The 14,782-nt window shown below is 55.4% G+C and carries 14 protein-coding genes and 1 pseudogene; 9 read left to right on the top strand and 6 right to left on the bottom strand.

Translation table 11 applies throughout. The features are described from left to right. Position 1: 1 nt before the first annotated feature. Both FDW96_RS13065 and crp read right to left on the bottom strand, forming a co-directional pair. Positions 2-2,089: a YccS/YhfK family putative transporter gene (locus FDW96_RS13065; protein ID WP_137365901.1), complete on the bottom strand. Its 2,088-nt coding sequence runs from the start codon at positions 2,087-2,089 to the stop codon at positions 2-4. A 51-nt stretch (positions 2,090-2,140) separates the two neighbouring features. Further along, entirely contained in the window at positions 2,141-2,773 is a 633-nt protein-coding gene (crp, locus tag FDW96_RS13060; protein ID WP_000242758.1) for a cAMP-activated global transcriptional regulator CRP, read from the bottom strand. A 308-nt stretch (positions 2,774-3,081) separates the two neighbouring features. Between crp and FDW96_RS13055 the strand changes: the two genes are divergently transcribed. Beyond that, entirely contained in the window at positions 3,082-3,486 is a 405-nt protein-coding gene (locus tag FDW96_RS13055) for an OsmC family protein (RefSeq protein WP_006687378.1), read from the top strand. Positions 3,487-3,532: 46 nt separating this feature from the next. Here the strand turns inward: FDW96_RS13055 and FDW96_RS13050 are convergent, their stop codons facing one another. The 4 genes and pseudogenes from FDW96_RS13050 to FDW96_RS13035 form a co-directional block, all read right to left on the bottom strand. Then, positions 3,533-4,402, bottom strand: a complete 870-nt coding sequence (locus FDW96_RS13050; RefSeq protein ID WP_042312044.1) for a phosphoribulokinase — start codon at positions 4,400-4,402, stop codon at positions 3,533-3,535. A 53-nt stretch (positions 4,403-4,455) separates the two neighbouring features. Further along, complete coding sequence (locus tag FDW96_RS13045) at positions 4,456-4,674, bottom strand: YheU family protein (RefSeq protein WP_003023615.1); 219 nt, start codon at positions 4,672-4,674, stop codon at positions 4,456-4,458. Continuing rightward, positions 4,671-5,730, bottom strand: a pseudogene (locus tag FDW96_RS13040) (hydrolase). The gene FDW96_RS13045 and the pseudogene FDW96_RS13040 overlap by 4 nt, the downstream one beginning before the upstream one ends. Positions 5,731-5,774: 44 nt before the next feature. Beyond that, positions 5,775-6,494 carry an NUDIX domain-containing protein gene (locus FDW96_RS13035; protein ID WP_061381034.1) on the bottom strand — a complete coding sequence of 240 codons (720 nt, stop codon included), beginning with the start codon at positions 6,492-6,494 and terminating at the stop codon, positions 5,775-5,777. 190 nt (positions 6,495-6,684) lie between these two features. Here FDW96_RS13035 and prs point away from each other — a divergent pair, with 190 nt between their 5' ends. The 8 genes from prs (at position 6,685) to FDW96_RS12995 (ending at position 14,780) form a co-directional block, all read left to right on the top strand. After that, positions 6,685-7,545, top strand: a complete 861-nt coding sequence (gene prs, locus FDW96_RS13030; RefSeq protein ID WP_137365801.1) for a ribose-phosphate diphosphokinase — start codon at positions 6,685-6,687, stop codon at positions 7,543-7,545. 14 nt (positions 7,546-7,559) lie between these two features. Further along, positions 7,560-9,050, top strand: coding sequence for a nicotinate phosphoribosyltransferase (locus tag FDW96_RS13025; protein WP_137365800.1), 1,491 nt, complete (start codon positions 7,560-7,562; stop codon positions 9,048-9,050). A gap of 197 nt (positions 9,051-9,247) precedes the next feature. After that, complete coding sequence (mdcA, locus tag FDW96_RS13020; RefSeq protein WP_038634792.1) at positions 9,248-10,903, top strand: malonate decarboxylase subunit alpha; 1,656 nt, start codon at positions 9,248-9,250, stop codon at positions 10,901-10,903. Continuing rightward, on the top strand, positions 10,903-11,760 hold the full coding sequence (locus FDW96_RS13015; protein WP_137365799.1) for a triphosphoribosyl-dephospho-CoA synthase: 858 nt from the start codon (positions 10,903-10,905) through the stop codon (positions 11,758-11,760). Before mdcA ends, FDW96_RS13015 begins: the two co-directional genes overlap by 1 nt. Before the next feature lie 9 nt (positions 11,761-11,769). Further along, positions 11,770-12,069, top strand: a complete 300-nt coding sequence (mdcC, locus tag FDW96_RS13010; RefSeq protein WP_061381024.1) for a malonate decarboxylase acyl carrier protein — start codon at positions 11,770-11,772, stop codon at positions 12,067-12,069. Continuing rightward, entirely contained in the window at positions 12,062-12,895 is an 834-nt protein-coding gene (locus FDW96_RS13005; RefSeq protein WP_137365798.1) for a biotin-independent malonate decarboxylase subunit beta, read from the top strand. The genes mdcC and FDW96_RS13005 overlap by 8 nt, the downstream gene beginning before the upstream one ends. Continuing rightward, positions 12,895-13,695 carry a biotin-independent malonate decarboxylase subunit gamma gene (mdcE, locus tag FDW96_RS13000; protein ID WP_137365900.1) on the top strand — a complete coding sequence of 267 codons (801 nt, stop codon included), beginning with the start codon at positions 12,895-12,897 and terminating at the stop codon, positions 13,693-13,695. Before FDW96_RS13005 ends, mdcE begins: the two co-directional genes overlap by 1 nt. Before the next feature lie 125 nt (positions 13,696-13,820). Next, the gene (locus tag FDW96_RS12995; protein ID WP_042312064.1) at positions 13,821-14,780 is read left to right on the top strand and encodes an AEC family transporter; all 960 of its coding nucleotides are present in this window, start codon (positions 13,821-13,823) and stop codon (positions 14,778-14,780) included. Positions 14,781-14,782: the final 2 nt, after the last annotated feature.

Raw genomic sequence — 14,782 nt, 5'->3', positions numbered from 1 at the left:
CTTAACCTTTCATATCCCGCAGTCGGCGGCTCAGCCAGATGCCGTGGTGTGGGCGCTGACGCCATGCGACCGACGAAATGGTGTGCATGGTGTTCAGATGCCCCAGAACCCGCTGCAGATGCTGCTCCAGGGTGCTTAACGGACCGTGGGACAGCATCTCTGGTGCCTCGAGAATATTCACATCGCCCGAGCTTCCCGGTCCGTCATATTCCAGCCGCTGCTGACAGCGCTGAAGCGCGATTTCGCAGGACTCCAGATACCGCTGTGCCAAATCCGGCGTCAGCATCGTATGTTCCCTCGCCAGCGTGGTCATCGCGTTGATGTGTTCGACAATAAACTGGCTGTGCGTGACCCACAGTTTCATATCCGCCAGATAGTGCGAGTTGAATCCCGGCTCCTGCATTGCCTGATTCAGTGAGTTAAACAGCGTGTTATGCGCCTGGTTGACCCGCATGCGTTGATACGCCAGCGGCGTGGCCTGCGGATCGTTGCTGAGGATCAGGCGAATGGCTTCCTGATCGGCTTCTAACGCATCGTGGGCGTTCTTACGCAACAGACCACTCTGCCACTGCGGCCACAGCCAGAGCGTGCCGCCAAAGGCGATTAAGCAGCCAATCACCGTGTCGACAAACCGCGGCACGATAAATTGTTCCCCATTCAGCGTCAGCAGTTGCAGGGTGTATACCGCCGTAACCGTAAAGCCGACGGTGGCCCAGCCGTAGTTTTTGCGAATGATCAGATAGCTGCCTAATGTGATCAGCAACATGCCTGCCAGCGTGAAACCTTCCTGAATATGAAAGTGCAATGTGACGCCCGCAATCACCAGTCCGACGAGCGTCCCCACCGAACGATGCAAAATACGCACCCGGGTCGCCCCATAGCCATTTTGCGTGACGAACAGGATCGTCATCAAAATCCAGTAAGGTTTAGGCAGATGTAAGGCGCTGCCCATCAGGCTGGCGATACTCAGCATGACGCTGATGCGCCCGGCGTTACGCAGCGCCGGGGATTTCAACGACAGATAGTTTTTCAGCGCCGGGATCAACGGCAACCGCCGTTGTTTGTCTGCCATTAAATCACGGGCATACAGCGGGCGCTGGGTCCGTAGCACGCGGGCGATACGGCTGAAGTGCCAGTAGCAAAACTGTCCTACCGGATTATCCGGATGCTGGTTGGCGATTTTCTCCAGCGAGCCAATCTGCTTTTCCATTGAGAAACGGGTCGGTAAGCGGTGATACAAGATATCATCGGCCAGGACGCGCAGGCGGGCGGCGACGGTGCGCGCGTTCCAGCGAATCACCTGTTCCGCGTGGCTTCGCTCGACCAGCTTTTGCACCTCTTCCGGCTGATGCAGGCTAACTGAAATATGTTCCTGCAAATCGAGCGCTTCCTGAAAGGCACGCAACAGTCGCTTGTATTCATTATTGTGATGCGTCGACAGCATGTGCATTTGCTGGTAGCACTGGGTAATCAAATCTACCGCTTTTTGTTGACGAACCAGTAATGGAGGCAGCGCTTTTTCTGGATCGGCATGCTGGGTCAGCAGACTGTACTTGGCCTCACAGTAATCGGCTAATTCGCGGTACAACAGGCTGAGCGATTCACGCAGTGGCTGCTCACGCCACATCCAGAACCAGAACCAGTTGAACAGACCATACCACAACGTACCCAGTGCATAGATCAGCAATGGCTCCCAGACGGGCATGTTCCCGGCAAGGCTTAACGTGAAAATTGCCGCGATGAGTGAGGCTGGCAGCAGTCGCGCATGCAACGGGCTTAGCTCGGCGGTTACGCCAAGAATTAGCGTCAGGCCGGTGAGGATGAGCGGCAGTGGTATATCTTGCGCCAGCAGTAACTGCATGATCAGGCTGCAACCGGCAAACAGCGATGCGCCAATAACTAAACGTTTAAAAAAGCGTTTATGCGGGGTATCAAGACCGGCAATGTTGCAACAGGCAGGGACGAGGGAAAACAGAAGCCCCAGATGAAGCTGACCAATGATAAGACCGACGGCCACAGGTAAACACAGCACCAGGGTCTGTCGTAGTGCGTAGTTGATCTCGGGGTGATAAATCAGTCTTCGCCACATCGGAGCAAACAAAAATGGCGCGCTACCGGGTAACGCGCCATTTCGATGGGATTAACGTGTGCCGTAAACGACGATGGTCTTACCGTGAGCGGAGATCAGGTTCTGATCTTCCAGCATCTTCAGAATACGACCAACGGTCTCACGGGAGCAGCCAACGATCTGGCCGATTTCCTGGCGGGTGATTTTAATCTGCATACCGTCCGGGTGAGTCATCGCGTCAGGCTGTTTTGCCAGATTCAGCAGAGTCTGAGCAATACGACCGGTGACGTCGAGGAAGGCAAGGTTGCCTACTTTTTCAGACGTGACCTGCAGGCGACGAGCCATCTGAGAAGACAGGCGCATCAGAATATCCGGGTTGACCTGGATTAATTGGCGAAATTTTTTGTATGAAATTTCAGCGACCTCACATGCGGTTTTGGCCCGTACCCAAGCGCTACGTTCCTGGCCTTCTTCGAAGAGGCCTAATTCACCAATAAAATCGCCCTGATTCAGATAAGAAAGGATCATTTCTTTCCCTTCTTCGTCTTTGATCAGCACTGCCACTGAGCCTTTAACGATGTAATACAACGTTTCCGCTTTTTCACCCTGGTGAATCAGCGTGCTCTTCGATGGGTACTTATGAATATGGCAATGAGACAAGAACCATTCGAGAGTCGGGTCTGTTTGCGGTTTGCCAAGCACCATGCGCGGTTATCCTCTGTTATAAGCTGTCTCCAGAGCCAGAAAACGACGCTGCCTCTGGGTTTGCAAAAATGTGCTTCCCGCTACCTGGGAAGGGGGCTACTAAAAATATACTGCAGCCTGTAATGTGATGTCCTCTGCATACATGCAGTACGTCAATGTATTACTGTAGCATCCCGACTGTTTTAGCATAGCTTTCGCCGTGTGTCTCCTGGTGTCTCGCTTCAGCATGACGCAGGTCGCCTTCCGTTGCGAGAATTGTTATGTACGCGTAATCTGTCAGGAAAATTGAAACATTGGAGTTACGAATTATGCAAGCGCGTGTAAAGTGGGTTGAGGGGTTAACCTTCCTCGGTGAGTCCGCCTCTGGCCACCAAATTTTGATGGACGGTAACTCCGGTGATAAAGCGCCGAGCCCGATGGAAATGGTATTAATGGCTGCAGGTGGTTGTAGCGCCATCGATGTGGTGTCGATCCTGCAAAAAGGGCGTCAGGATGTGACCAACTGCGAAGTGAAACTCACCTCTGAGCGCCGTGAAGAAGCGCCGCGTTTGTTTACCCACATCAATCTGCATTTCATCGTCACCGGCAACGATCTGAAAGAGGCGTCGGTCTCCCGTGCTGTTGATCTCTCGGCGGAAAAATATTGTTCTGTGGCATTGATGCTGGAAAAGGCGGTGAATATTACCCACTCCTATGAAGTGGTTGCTGCGTAATACGTGATGCCCGATAAGCGTAGCGCCATCGGGCACATCCCGTACATCACTCTATCTTTTTACCTTCCATCAATCGCTGGACCAGCGGCAGCATAATCAATTCCATCGCCAGACCCATTTTGCCGCCAGGTACGACTAATGTATTGATGTGGGAAATGAATGAGCCTTGCAGCATGGCCAGAAGCCACGGAAAGTCGATCCCTTCGAGATTACGAAAATGAATGACCACAAAGCTTTCGTCCAGCGACGGAATGCTCTTGGCTGCAAAGGGGTTTGAGGTATCGACGGTGGGTACGCGCTGAAAGTTAATGTGCGTACGGGAAAACTGCGGCGTGATGTAATTGATGTAATCGTCCATTGAGCGCACAACCGAGTCCATCACTGCTTCACGCGAGTGTCCACGCTCGCTGGTATCGCGGGTCAGCTTTTGGATCCATTCCAGGTTAACGATCGGCACCACGCCGACCAGAAGATCGACATGCCGGGCCACATTTTGCTGTGGGGTGACGACGCCGCCGTGTAGCCCTTCATAGAACAGGACATCCGTCGGTTCAGGCAATGGCTGCCAGGGGGTAAACGTTCCCGGGACCTGGTTCCACGGTACGGCTTCATCGTAGGTGTGCAGATATTTACGCGACTGACCTGTTCCCGTCTGGCCGTATTCAATGAAGGTTTGTTCCAGCAGACCAAAGTCATTGGCTTCGGGACCGAAATAGCTGATATGCCGCCCGGCATCGCGCGCTTTGCGAATCGCCATGTCCATTTCTGGACGGGTATAGCGATGAAAACTGTCACCTTCCACCTCGGCGGCGCGCAGATTTAGCTGCGCGAAAATTTTACGAAACGCGAGGCTGGTGGTGGTGGTCCCCGCGCCGCTGGATCCTGTTACCGCAATCACCGGATGTTTGGCAGACATAACAACTCCATGAATAGGTTGATTTTTTATTATAGTCAGCCGTCGGCTACGGATTACTCGTGAATCTGCTTCCTCGGCATGATGTTGACCGTTTCATGCAGTTCGGACCACACCAGGACGGCTTCACCTGATTGTAGTTGGCGTTTGACGTCGGCGACTTTTTGTTCGAGCGAGCGTTCATGTTCACCATAATCGGTGCCTTCGCGCAAGACAAAGCTTTCAATCAGATTGTCCAGTGCGTCCGGGGAGATGTCTTGCCAGGGGATAATCATGATGACGCCTCCAGATACGTTGTCAGCCAGTCGGGAATTCTTGATTCCAGCCACATCTCAGGGCGGCGCACCGTGCCGCCAATAAATCCGACGTGTCCACCGTGTTCAGTTAACTGGTACTCCACCTGTGAGGGCAGGTTTTCCGGTTCAGGGATCACGTGATGATCCATAAACGGATCGTCCTTGGCATGGATAATCAGCGTCGGTTTGGCGATCTGATTAAGCAATGGCATGGCGCTACACTGGCGGTAATAGTCTATAGCATCGGCAAAACCGTGGATTTTGGCGGTGATCAGATCGTCAAAATCACGAATGCGACGCAGGGATTTCAACTGGGTCAGACTCACCGGCAGCGAACCCGGATAGGCCTGTAGCTTACGCGAGGCGTTAGCTTTCAACAGATTGAGCAGATAGCGTTGGTAGACGCGTGAGAACCCCTTCTCCATATGGTAGCTACAGGCTTCCAGCACGAAAGGCGCAGAGACAATAACCGCTGCATCAATGGGAATGTCGTTGCCTTCTTTGGCCAGCAGGCAGGCCAGCATGTTCCCGCCGAGTGAATAGCCTACCGCCGCGGTCGGCACACGACCAAACTCGCGCTCCAGCCAATGTAAAAACCAGGTGCCATCTTCTGTTTCACCAGAATGATAAATACGGTTGAGACGATTTGGCTCGCCGCTGCAGCCGCGAAAATGCATCACCACGCCCAGCCAGCCACGCTTTTGCGCTGCTTCAATCAGGCCATGTGCGTACGGGCTGTTCAGACTGCCTTCCAGACCGTGAAAAACCACCAGGCGCGGTTTGTGCTTCGCCTGTTGCGGATCTTCACTCCATGCCAGATCGACAAAGTCACCGTCGGGTAATTCCAGACGCTGCCAATGGGCGTCGAACTTCACCTTGCGGCGAATTAAACGCGGCAGCATTGTCTGCAAATGGCGGTTACTGATACCGCGCATCGGGCGGAATTCTCGCGAATCATCAGTAGGTGGGATCATTTCTGTGGACGTGATTTCAACCATAACACCAGAGCAATTAATAATCGGAAAGAATAACTATACCGCGCGCAGCGCTTGCGGGTTAGCCAATATGTGATTTTGTCGCTAGTCAGTCAGCAGGTTACGCGAGAAAAGATGAAAATCGACGTCGGGCTTTCGTCGCCACAGGCGAGCTTTACGCGTCCCTGTCGCTACGCTTTCTCCGGTATCTTCAAACATTCCTGACGCTTCAAAGCGGCGAATCAGACTTTTACGCTGGATCGACTGACCGAGGATCACCTCGGTGGCTTCGAGCAGTTGCCCATGGGTAAATGTCTCCGGCAAGCAGTATACAGGCAGGAGTGAGTACATCGTTTTTTGCCGTAAGCGATGCAGGGCCGCCGTAATGATGTCTCCGTGGTCGAACGCGAGTGAATAATTTTTCAGTTCATCAACCGGGACCCAACGGGCATTGCTGACGCTGGCGATGTGCGGCGCACAGTCTACCCAGGCGATTAGCGCAAACCAGGTAACCGTCAGACTCCAGCCGCGCGGGTCGCGATCCGGGCCGGAAAAGGTATCCAGTTGTTCCAGCCACGAAGGCAAAACACCTGTTTTTTCAGTGAGCTTGCGTAGCGCTGTGGCGCGAGTGGAGTCATCGTGCTCGATATCAATGAAGCCACCAGGTAATCCCCAACGCCCTTTTTGCGGCTGGTTTGCACGTTCAACCAGTAATACGCACAGCGCCTGTTGATGCAGGGTAAACAGCACGCTATCGACCGTCACCAGAGGTGAGGGAAAGCGGCGGGCATCGTATTGATTCAGGTAGTCGGCTTCGGTGGTCATAAAGTACTCACGATGATTTGCAACGCCCACAAGTGTACCAGTCCAATACCGGGGGGCAAGGTTCGTTTTTTCTTATTATTTATCAGTTGATTATGCCGCAGTCTAAAAATAATGCATTTTGTGCTTGCTTAATATGTGTCTTAGGGACATTATTAATTGTGTCGAAGAGACACAATTAAAGGTGAGCGTGATGAGCATAAAACTGACACTAACGTTGGACGACCAGGACTACGGAATGACGCACGGTGTTTTTCCTGATGGCGCCGTCTGGTTGAAGGTTACTGAAGTATTACCTCCCTTTGCTCGTCTGATGCGCATTCGTGCGACGGCAATGCGCGACATGAACGACTTTATGCTGTTGGCGCAACTGGTGGAGGCGGTTCGCCATCAAACGGATGTACTGGTCAGTCATCTCGAGCTTCCCTGGTTGCCGTGTGCACGTCAGGATCGCCATATGGTGGCGGGTGATAGCTTTGCGCTGAAAGTCTTTGCCAGCCAGCTCAATACGCTGCAATTCGATAAGGTGAAGGTGCTCGATCCGCACAGCGACGCGGCGGCGGCAGCTATCAATAATTTTGTGGCGATTTCACAAGACACTTGCCTGCTACACAGCGCGACTTTGCAGCGCCAGTTCCAGCAAAAAACGCTAATGCTGGTCGCCCCCGATGCCGGAGCACTGAAGAAAATTGATGCCGTTGCCAGAGCGGTCGGTGTAGCGGAGTACGCCGTCCTGAGCAAAAAACGCGATGTAGCAAGCGGCAAACTGACGGGATTTGCTTTAGTGGCTGGAGACGTGAGGGGCAGGGATATGCTGATTGTTGATGACCTGTGTGATGCCGGCGGTACGTTCATCGGCTCTGCGCAGGTACTCCGTGATGCTGGCGCCCGTAGCGTCAGCCTGTATGTTACCCACGGTCTTTTCACTAAGGGCGTCGAACACCTGTTTGCGAACGGTATTGATGCTATCTACACCACCACCTCTTTCGCTGCCCCGACGCTGGAACATCCGCAGCTTGAGCTTATCGATATTGACGCGATTTACCGCGCCTGAGGGAGATACTGATTATGAAAATGAACCCGATTCTGGCTATCGACGGCTACAAAGTTTCTCACCGCGTACAGTATCCGCAAGGAACCAGCCGCGTGTATTCCAACTTTACCCCGCGCTGCGATCGCTTTTTCTCCTCGCCGTTGGCGGATGGCAAACTGGTGTTTTTTGGCCTGCAAGGTTTTCTGCAGTGGTTTCTGGTTGATCTGTTTAACGAGGCATTCTTTGCCCGTCCGGAAGACGAGGTGGTCAGGGAATACAAACAGGTCATGGACAGCTATCTCGGCAAAGATGCGGTAGCGGTTGATCATATCCGCGCCCTGCATCAGTTGGGCTATTTGCCGCTGCACATCAAAGCGCTGGATGAAGGCAGCAAAGTGCCGATGGCGGTGCCCGTTTTAACTATCATCAATACCCAACCTGAGTTTTTCTGGTTGGTGAATTACCTGGAGACCGTGCTGTCGGCAGAACTGTGGAAGGCGTCAACAAATGCCACCATTGCGCATCACTATCGTAAAATCTGCGCGCGCTGGGCACAGAAAACCTGTAGCGACCTTACGCACCTGGACTTCCAGTGCCATGACTTTTCCTTTCGCGGTATGGCCGGATTGCAGGACACCATGCAGGCGGGCTGCGGCCACTTGTTGAGCTTTAAAGGGACCGACAGTATTCCATCTCTGCTGTACGCCCGCGATTATTACACCGACGGCGAGCCCTATTTTATCGGCGCTAGCATTCCGGCGACCGAGCACAGCGTGATGTGTATGGGGGAGCGTGAGCATGAGATTGAAACCTTCCGCCGCCTGATTGCCGATCTCTACCCGCAGGGATTTGTGTCGATTGTCTCTGATACGTGGGATTACTGGCAGGTACTGACGGAGTACACCCGCGAGCTGAAGAACATCATTCTGGCGCGCGAGGGACGGGTGGTTTTCCGCCCGGACAGCGGTAACCCGGTTGAGATCCTGTGCGGTACTGGCGCGGATGAGGATACCCGAGCCGATCGTACGGCACAGGAGAAAGGCTCTGTGGAGGTGCTGTGGGAGATATTTGGCGGCACGGTTAACGCCAAAGGCTACAAGGTGCTCGACCCACATGTGGGGCTGATTTATGGCGATTCCATCACCCTTGAGCGGGCGAATGAGATCCTGCGTCGTCTGGAAGCGAAAGGTTTTGCCAGTTCAAATGTGGTGTTTGGCGTCGGTTCTTTTACCTATCAGTACAACACGCGTGACACCTTCGGTTTTGCGATGAAAGCTACGTGGGGAGAAGTCGACGGTAAAGGGCGGACGATCTTTAAAGAGCCGAAAACCGATAATGGCTTAAAACGCTCTGCCCGTGGTTTGCTGCGTGTGACGAGGAATGAAGCAGGTGATTTATGCCTGCATGACGAACAGACCTGGGAGCAAGAGCAGGAAGGGGAACTGAAAACTCGTTTTCTCAACGGCAAGCTGTTTAACCGTCAGCATTTCGACGATATCCGCCAGCGTCTGGCGGCGCAAAGGTAATTTCCCGTAAGCGGGTAGCATTACCCGCTTCCTCCTCCCTCCCGGCGTAAATTGATCATCGTCACAAATGGTTACTTCAATTATTACTCTCAAGCTAATGATTCTTTCCTACGCTTAATTGATGACTTTCTCACCAGGGTGCACACTCTTTCCAGTGTTAAGCAATCAAAATGATTAGCTGAATCAGGAGGTTAATAATGTTATCTGGGCAAACGCCAGCACGAGTCTGGAACACCCGCCGCACGGAAAAACAGCGCCGTCTGGCTTCCGTTCCGGTGCAGGGTAAGGTGCTGCCGACCGCAGACCTGACCGCGATGCTGGAAAAACTGATCGCGCCGGGTGACCGCGTGGTATTAGAAGGGAATAACCAAAAGCAGGCAGATTTCTTGTCCCGTATGCTGGCTGAGGTGAACCCGCAGATTGTGCATGACCTGCACATGATCATGCCAAGCGTCGGGCGCAGCGAGCATCTGGATATCTTTGAAAAAGGCATCGCCCGCAAGCTGGACTTCTCCTTCTCCGGCACCCAGAGCCTGCGTATCTCGCAGCTGTTGGAAGATGGTCAGCTGGAAATCGGCGCCATCCATACCTACATCGAACTCTATTCCCGTCTTTATGTTGACCTGGCCCCGAACGTGGCGCTGATTGCCGGTTATAAAGCTGACCGTAAAGGCAACCTCTACACCGGGCCGAGCACCGAAGATACGCCAGCGCTGGTGGAAGCCGCCGCATTCCACGATGGCATTGTCATCGCGCAGGTGAATGAACTGGTGGACGACGAATGTGACCTGCCGCGCGTGGATATTCCGGGCTCCTGGATTGACTACGTGGTTGTCGCCGACAAGCCGTTCTTTATCGAACCACTGTTTACCCGTGACCCGCGCCTGATTAAACAGGAACACATCCTGATGGCGATGATGGCGATTAAAGGCATCTACGCGGAACACCAGGTGCAGTCGCTGAACCACGGTATCGGCTTCAACACCGCGGCGATTGAACTGCTGCTGCCAACCTACGGCGAACAACTGGGGCTGAAGGGCAAAATCTGTAAACACTGGACCCTGAACCCGCATCCGACGCTGATCCCGGCGATTGAAAGCGGCTGGGTAGAAAGCGTGCACTGCTTCGGCGGCGAACTGGGGATGGAAGAGTACATCCGCGCCCGTCCGGATATCTTCTTCACCGGTTCCGACGGCTCCATGCGTTCCAACCGCGCCTTCTGCCAGCTGGCAGGTCAGTACGCGGTGGATATGTTTATCGGTTCCACCTTGCAGGTTGACGGCTACGCCAACTCCTCAACGGTGACCCGCGGCCGCCTTTCCGGCTTCGGCGGTGCGCCGAACATGGGTCACGATCCGCACGGTCGTCGCCACGCTACCCCAGCCTGGCTGAACATGATCACCGAACCGGATCCGATGCAGCGCGGTAAAAAACTGGTCGTGCAGATGGTCGAAACCTTCCAGGCCGGCGTGAAACCAACCTTCGTTGAGAAACTGGATGCGGTAGACGTGGCGAAAGCTTCCGGTATGCCGCTGGCGCCGGTAATGATTTACGGCGACGACGTGACCCACGTGCTGACTGAAGAAGGTATCGCCTACCTCTACCGCGCCAAAGATCTGGAAGAACGCCGCGCGATGGTCGCTGCGGTTGCCGGTATCACCGATATCGGTCTGGGCGTTGACGCGAAACGCGTTGCTGAGCTGCGTCAGAGCGGCAAAGTGGTCTACCCGGAAGATATGGGCATTCGTCGTACTGACGCCACCCGTTCGCTGCTGGCAGCCGGTAGCGTCGCTGACCTGGTGGAATGGTCCGGCGGTCTTTACAACCCACCTGCGAAATTCCGGAGCTGGTAATGAAACTTCTGCCCCAGATTCAGGTTGAAGGCGGTGCCGAATGGCTGGCGCGAACCGCCACGCAGTGTCTGATTGACGAAGCACGATTAAGCCCGAAACCCGGTCTGGTGGACAGTCGGGGGAACGGCGCGCACCACGATTTATCGCTTGCGCTAATGGAGCGCTCCGCGCACAGCCTGACCCCCACGTTTCAGGCGCTTGCGCAACAGAGCTGGCAGCGGCCAGCCGATATTGCGCTGAGACAAACCGTAGGGCGACTAGGCCGAGAAGGTGAGAAACAGATGATGGCCGCCACCGACGGCGTGAATACCCACCGCGGCGCGATTTGGGCGCTGGGGCTGCTGGTCAGCGCGGTGGCGATGCACGGCGGCGTGGGCAGCGCGCAGCAGGTAGCGATGACCGCCGCCGAGCTGGCAAAACTGCCGGATGCCGCCGCGCCGAAGGTCTTCAGCAAGGGGCTACGCGCCACCCACCGTTATCAGGTGCCGGGTGCCAGAGAAGAGGCGCAGCAGGCGTTTCCGCACATCATGCAGCGCGCGCTGCCGCAGCTTCGTTTAAGCCGCTTTAACGGCAGCAGCGAAACGCACGCCAGGCTCGATGCGCTGATGGCCATCATGACCTCGCTGACCGATACCTGCGTGCTGTCCCGCGCGGGGCTGGAAGGGCTTGATGCCATGCAGGACGGCGCCCGCGCCGTGCTGAGTGCAGGTGGTAGCGCCCATCCGGCAGGTCAGGCGGCCTTAGCGGCGCTCGATAGCCACATGTTGGCGCTGAACGCCTCGCCGGGCGGCGCAGCCGATTTGCTTGCCGCCACGCTGTTTCTCGATCGCATCGAATCGCCCTATTTCAAGCATTAAGAGGATGTTATGGAACACATTACGTTAACCGTACCGGCCAGCCGCACTTTAAGCGGCAAAGCGCTGGCAGGCGTTGTGGGCTCCGGGGATATGGAGGTGTTATTCACCGCCGACCAGGGCCAGACGTTAACCATTGATATCACCACTTCCGTCGATAACAGCCGCAGCCGCTGGGAAGCACTGATTAACCGTCTGCAGACGGTCAGCAGCCTGCCTGCGGGCCAACTGACTATCCACGACTTCGGCGCGACGCCGGGCGTGGCGCGCATCCGTATCGAACAGGTTTTTGAAGAGGTGAACTATGCGTGATGACCGCAGTTTTATCGAATTAAAAGCACGTCAGCGCGCGCAGGCGCTGCTGGATGAAGGCAGCTATCGTGAACTGCTCGACCCGTTTGAAGGCGTGATGTCGCCGTGGCTCGGCGCGCAGGGTATTGTTCCACAGGCCGATGACGGCATGGTGGTGGCGAAAGGCACCATCAATGGCAAACCGGCCGTTGTTGTAGCGATTGAAGGCGCGTTCCAGGGCGGCAGTATGGGCGAGGTGTCCGGTGCCAAAATGGCGGCGGCGCTGGAGCTTGCGGCGGAAGATAACCGCAACGGTATTCCGACTCAGGCCGTACTGAGCCTGGAAACCGGCGGCGTGCGTTTGCAGGAAGCCAACCTGGGGCTGGCGGCGATTGCCGATATTCATGCGGCGATTGTTGATCTGCGCCGTTATACCCCGGTGGTTGGCATTGTCGCCGGGACAGTCGGCTGCTTCGGCGGGATGTCTATCGCCGCCGCACTGTGTAGCTATCTGATTGTCACCCGTGAAGCGCGTCTGGGCCTGAACGGCCCGCAGGTTATCGAACAGGAAGCCGGGATTGAAGAGTATGACTCCCGCGACCGTCCGTTCATCTGGAGCATGACCGGTGGTGAAGTTCGCTACCAAAGCGGGCTGGTGGAAGCGCTGGTCGACGACGGCGTCAACGCGGTCAAAGCGGCGATGAACGAGGCGCTGGTCAAAGGCGTACCGGCAAAACATCGCACCGATAATTACGACTGGTATCTCGATCGCCTGACCAACTTCGACACGCGTAAACAGGCCGATACCGAACAGATTCATGCGCTCTTTGCCCGGGAGGTGAAATGATGAGTAACGCAATGAGCCGTGGCCAATTATGGCTGGAAACCCTGGTGCCAAACGCTAAACGTATCGAGGGTCTGTGTCCGTCCGTCCAGGCTGCCGACGGCGAGCTGAACGGTGAAACGGTGCGTTTTATTGCCGTGGTGCCGGACGCGAACAACCACTACCCACGCGCAGCCAAAGGCGAAGTAGGTCTGCTGGAAGGCTGGACCCTGGCGAAAGTGGTAAGCGAAACCATCGCCGCCGATGCCGATAAAGCCGTGAAGCGCCCGATAGTGGCGGTGATTGACGTGCCGAGCCAGGCCTACGGTCGTCGTGAAGAGGGCTTTGGGATTCACCAGGCGCTGGCCGGAGCCGCAGCGGCGTATGCCAATGCGCGTCTGGCAGGCCACCCGGTGATCGGCCTTATCGTCGGTAAAGCGATGTCCGGGGCATTTCTGGCGCACGGCTACCAGGCAAACCGCCTGATAGCCTTCAACGATAAAGGCGTACTGATTCACGCGATGGGCAAAGAGTCCGCGGCGCGCATCACCCTGCGTACCGTTGAGGCGCTGGAAAAACTGGCGGCAACTATTCCGCCGATGGCGTATGACATCAGCAATTACGCCACCCTGGGGCTGCTGGAAAATCTGCTGGATATCAGCAATCCGGACGCGCCTTCTGCTAGCGATCTGGCGCTGGTGAAAAACACTCTGCAACAGGCCATCAACGACGCGCGTCAGGACCCGACGCTGAAAAGCCGTCTGGGCGCTGACAATCGCCGCAGCTCTGCCCTCGTACGCGAACGCATGCGAGCAAGCTGGTAAGTAAAAAAGAGACCTGCCGGATGTACGACTCCGTGGGTGCAGTGACAGCACCCGCGTGGGTCGCTGCATCTGAAAAATAACAATCATCGCGTCAGTGCTACTTCTTTTAAGATTACAGGTGAAATATGACTTACGTAATTGTTCATGCTCTTGCTCCGATTTTCGTCATCATGCTGCTAGGATTCTGGGCCGGGAAGGCCAAAATGGTGGACAACAAGAATGTCTCCCTGCTCAATATCTTCGTGATGGACTTTGCGTTACCCGCCGCGCTGTTTAGCGCCACGGTACAAACACCGTGGGCCGGCATCGTTGCGCAGTCGCCGCTGATTGTGGTGCTGACGCTGGCAATGTGGATTACCTATGCCGCCATCTACTTTATGGCGACCAAACTCTTCAAAAAATCACCGCAGGATGCCGCCGTGCTGACCCTGACCGTTGCGCTGCCAAACTACGCCGCGCTGGGTCTGCCGATTCTGGGTAGCGTGCTGGGTGAAACCTCTTCCACCTCGCTGTCCGTTGCCGTTTCCATCGCCTGCGGCTCTGTGCTGATGACGCCGTTCTGCCTGCTGATCCTCGAACGTGAGAAAGCGCGTGCGGAAGGCGGTAACTCCGGCTCTACGCTCTCCATGCTGCCGGTGCTGATGTGGCGTTCGATTAAAAAACCGATCGTGATGGGGCCGCTGTTGGGGGTTATCCTCTCTGCCATTGGTATTAAAATGCCGGAGCTGGTGCTGGCGGCCATTAAACCGCTGGGTCTGTCTGCTACTGCGGCGGCGCTGTTCCTGACTGGTGTGATCCTCTCTGCGCGTAAACTGCAGATCAACACCGTGGTGATCACCTCAACTATCGCTAAACTGTTGATTCAACCGGCGATTGCCTGGGGTATCGTGCTGATTTTCGGCCTGCATGGCTCCGTAGCGATTACCGCTATCCTGATGATTGCGCTGTCCGCGGGCTTCTTCGGTGTGGTATTCGGTAACCGCTTTGGCGTGCAGTCGCCGGATGCAGAAGCCGTGCTGCTGTTGAGCTCGGTACTGTGTATCCTGTCGCTGCCGCTGTTTATCTCGCTGACTTCAGGAATCTAAAT

The sequence above is a fragment of the Citrobacter sp. TBCS-15 genome (genome assembly GCF_005280815.1).
Taxonomy (GTDB): Bacteria; Pseudomonadota; Gammaproteobacteria; order Enterobacterales; family Enterobacteriaceae; genus Citrobacter; species Citrobacter werkmanii.
Note: the sequence above shows the minus strand (reverse complement) of the source record. Positions and strands in the feature narration are given on the sequence as shown.

Bases quoted from the DNA above. Each gene is read 5' to 3' on its own strand.
- FDW96_RS13065 (WP_137365901.1), bottom strand. From the start codon at position 2,089: ATGTGGCGAAGACTGATTTATCACCCCGAGATCAACTACGCACTACGA.
- crp (WP_000242758.1), bottom strand. From the start codon at position 2,773: ATGGTGCTTGGCAAACCGCAAACAGACCCGACTCTCGAATGGTTCTTG.
- FDW96_RS13055 (WP_006687378.1), top strand. From the start codon at position 3,082: ATGCAAGCGCGTGTAAAGTGGGTTGAGGGGTTAACCTTCCTCGGTGAG.
- FDW96_RS13050 (WP_042312044.1), bottom strand. From the start codon at position 4,402: ATGTCTGCCAAACATCCGGTGATTGCGGTAACAGGATCCAGCGGCGCG.
- FDW96_RS13045 (WP_003023615.1), bottom strand. From the start codon at position 4,674: ATGATTATCCCCTGGCAAGACATCTCCCCGGACGCACTGGACAATCTG.
- FDW96_RS13035 (WP_061381034.1), bottom strand. From the start codon at position 6,494: ATGACCACCGAAGCCGACTACCTGAATCAATACGATGCCCGCCGCTTT.
- prs (WP_137365801.1), top strand. From the start codon at position 6,685: ATGAGCATAAAACTGACACTAACGTTGGACGACCAGGACTACGGAATG.
- FDW96_RS13025 (WP_137365800.1), top strand. From the start codon at position 7,560: ATGAAAATGAACCCGATTCTGGCTATCGACGGCTACAAAGTTTCTCAC.
- mdcA (WP_038634792.1), top strand. From the start codon at position 9,248: ATGTTATCTGGGCAAACGCCAGCACGAGTCTGGAACACCCGCCGCACG.
- FDW96_RS13015 (WP_137365799.1), top strand. From the start codon at position 10,903: ATGAAACTTCTGCCCCAGATTCAGGTTGAAGGCGGTGCCGAATGGCTG.
- mdcC (WP_061381024.1), top strand. From the start codon at position 11,770: ATGGAACACATTACGTTAACCGTACCGGCCAGCCGCACTTTAAGCGGC.
- FDW96_RS13005 (WP_137365798.1), top strand. From the start codon at position 12,062: ATGCGTGATGACCGCAGTTTTATCGAATTAAAAGCACGTCAGCGCGCG.
- mdcE (WP_137365900.1), top strand. From the start codon at position 12,895: ATGAGTAACGCAATGAGCCGTGGCCAATTATGGCTGGAAACCCTGGTG.
- FDW96_RS12995 (WP_042312064.1), top strand. From the start codon at position 13,821: ATGACTTACGTAATTGTTCATGCTCTTGCTCCGATTTTCGTCATCATG.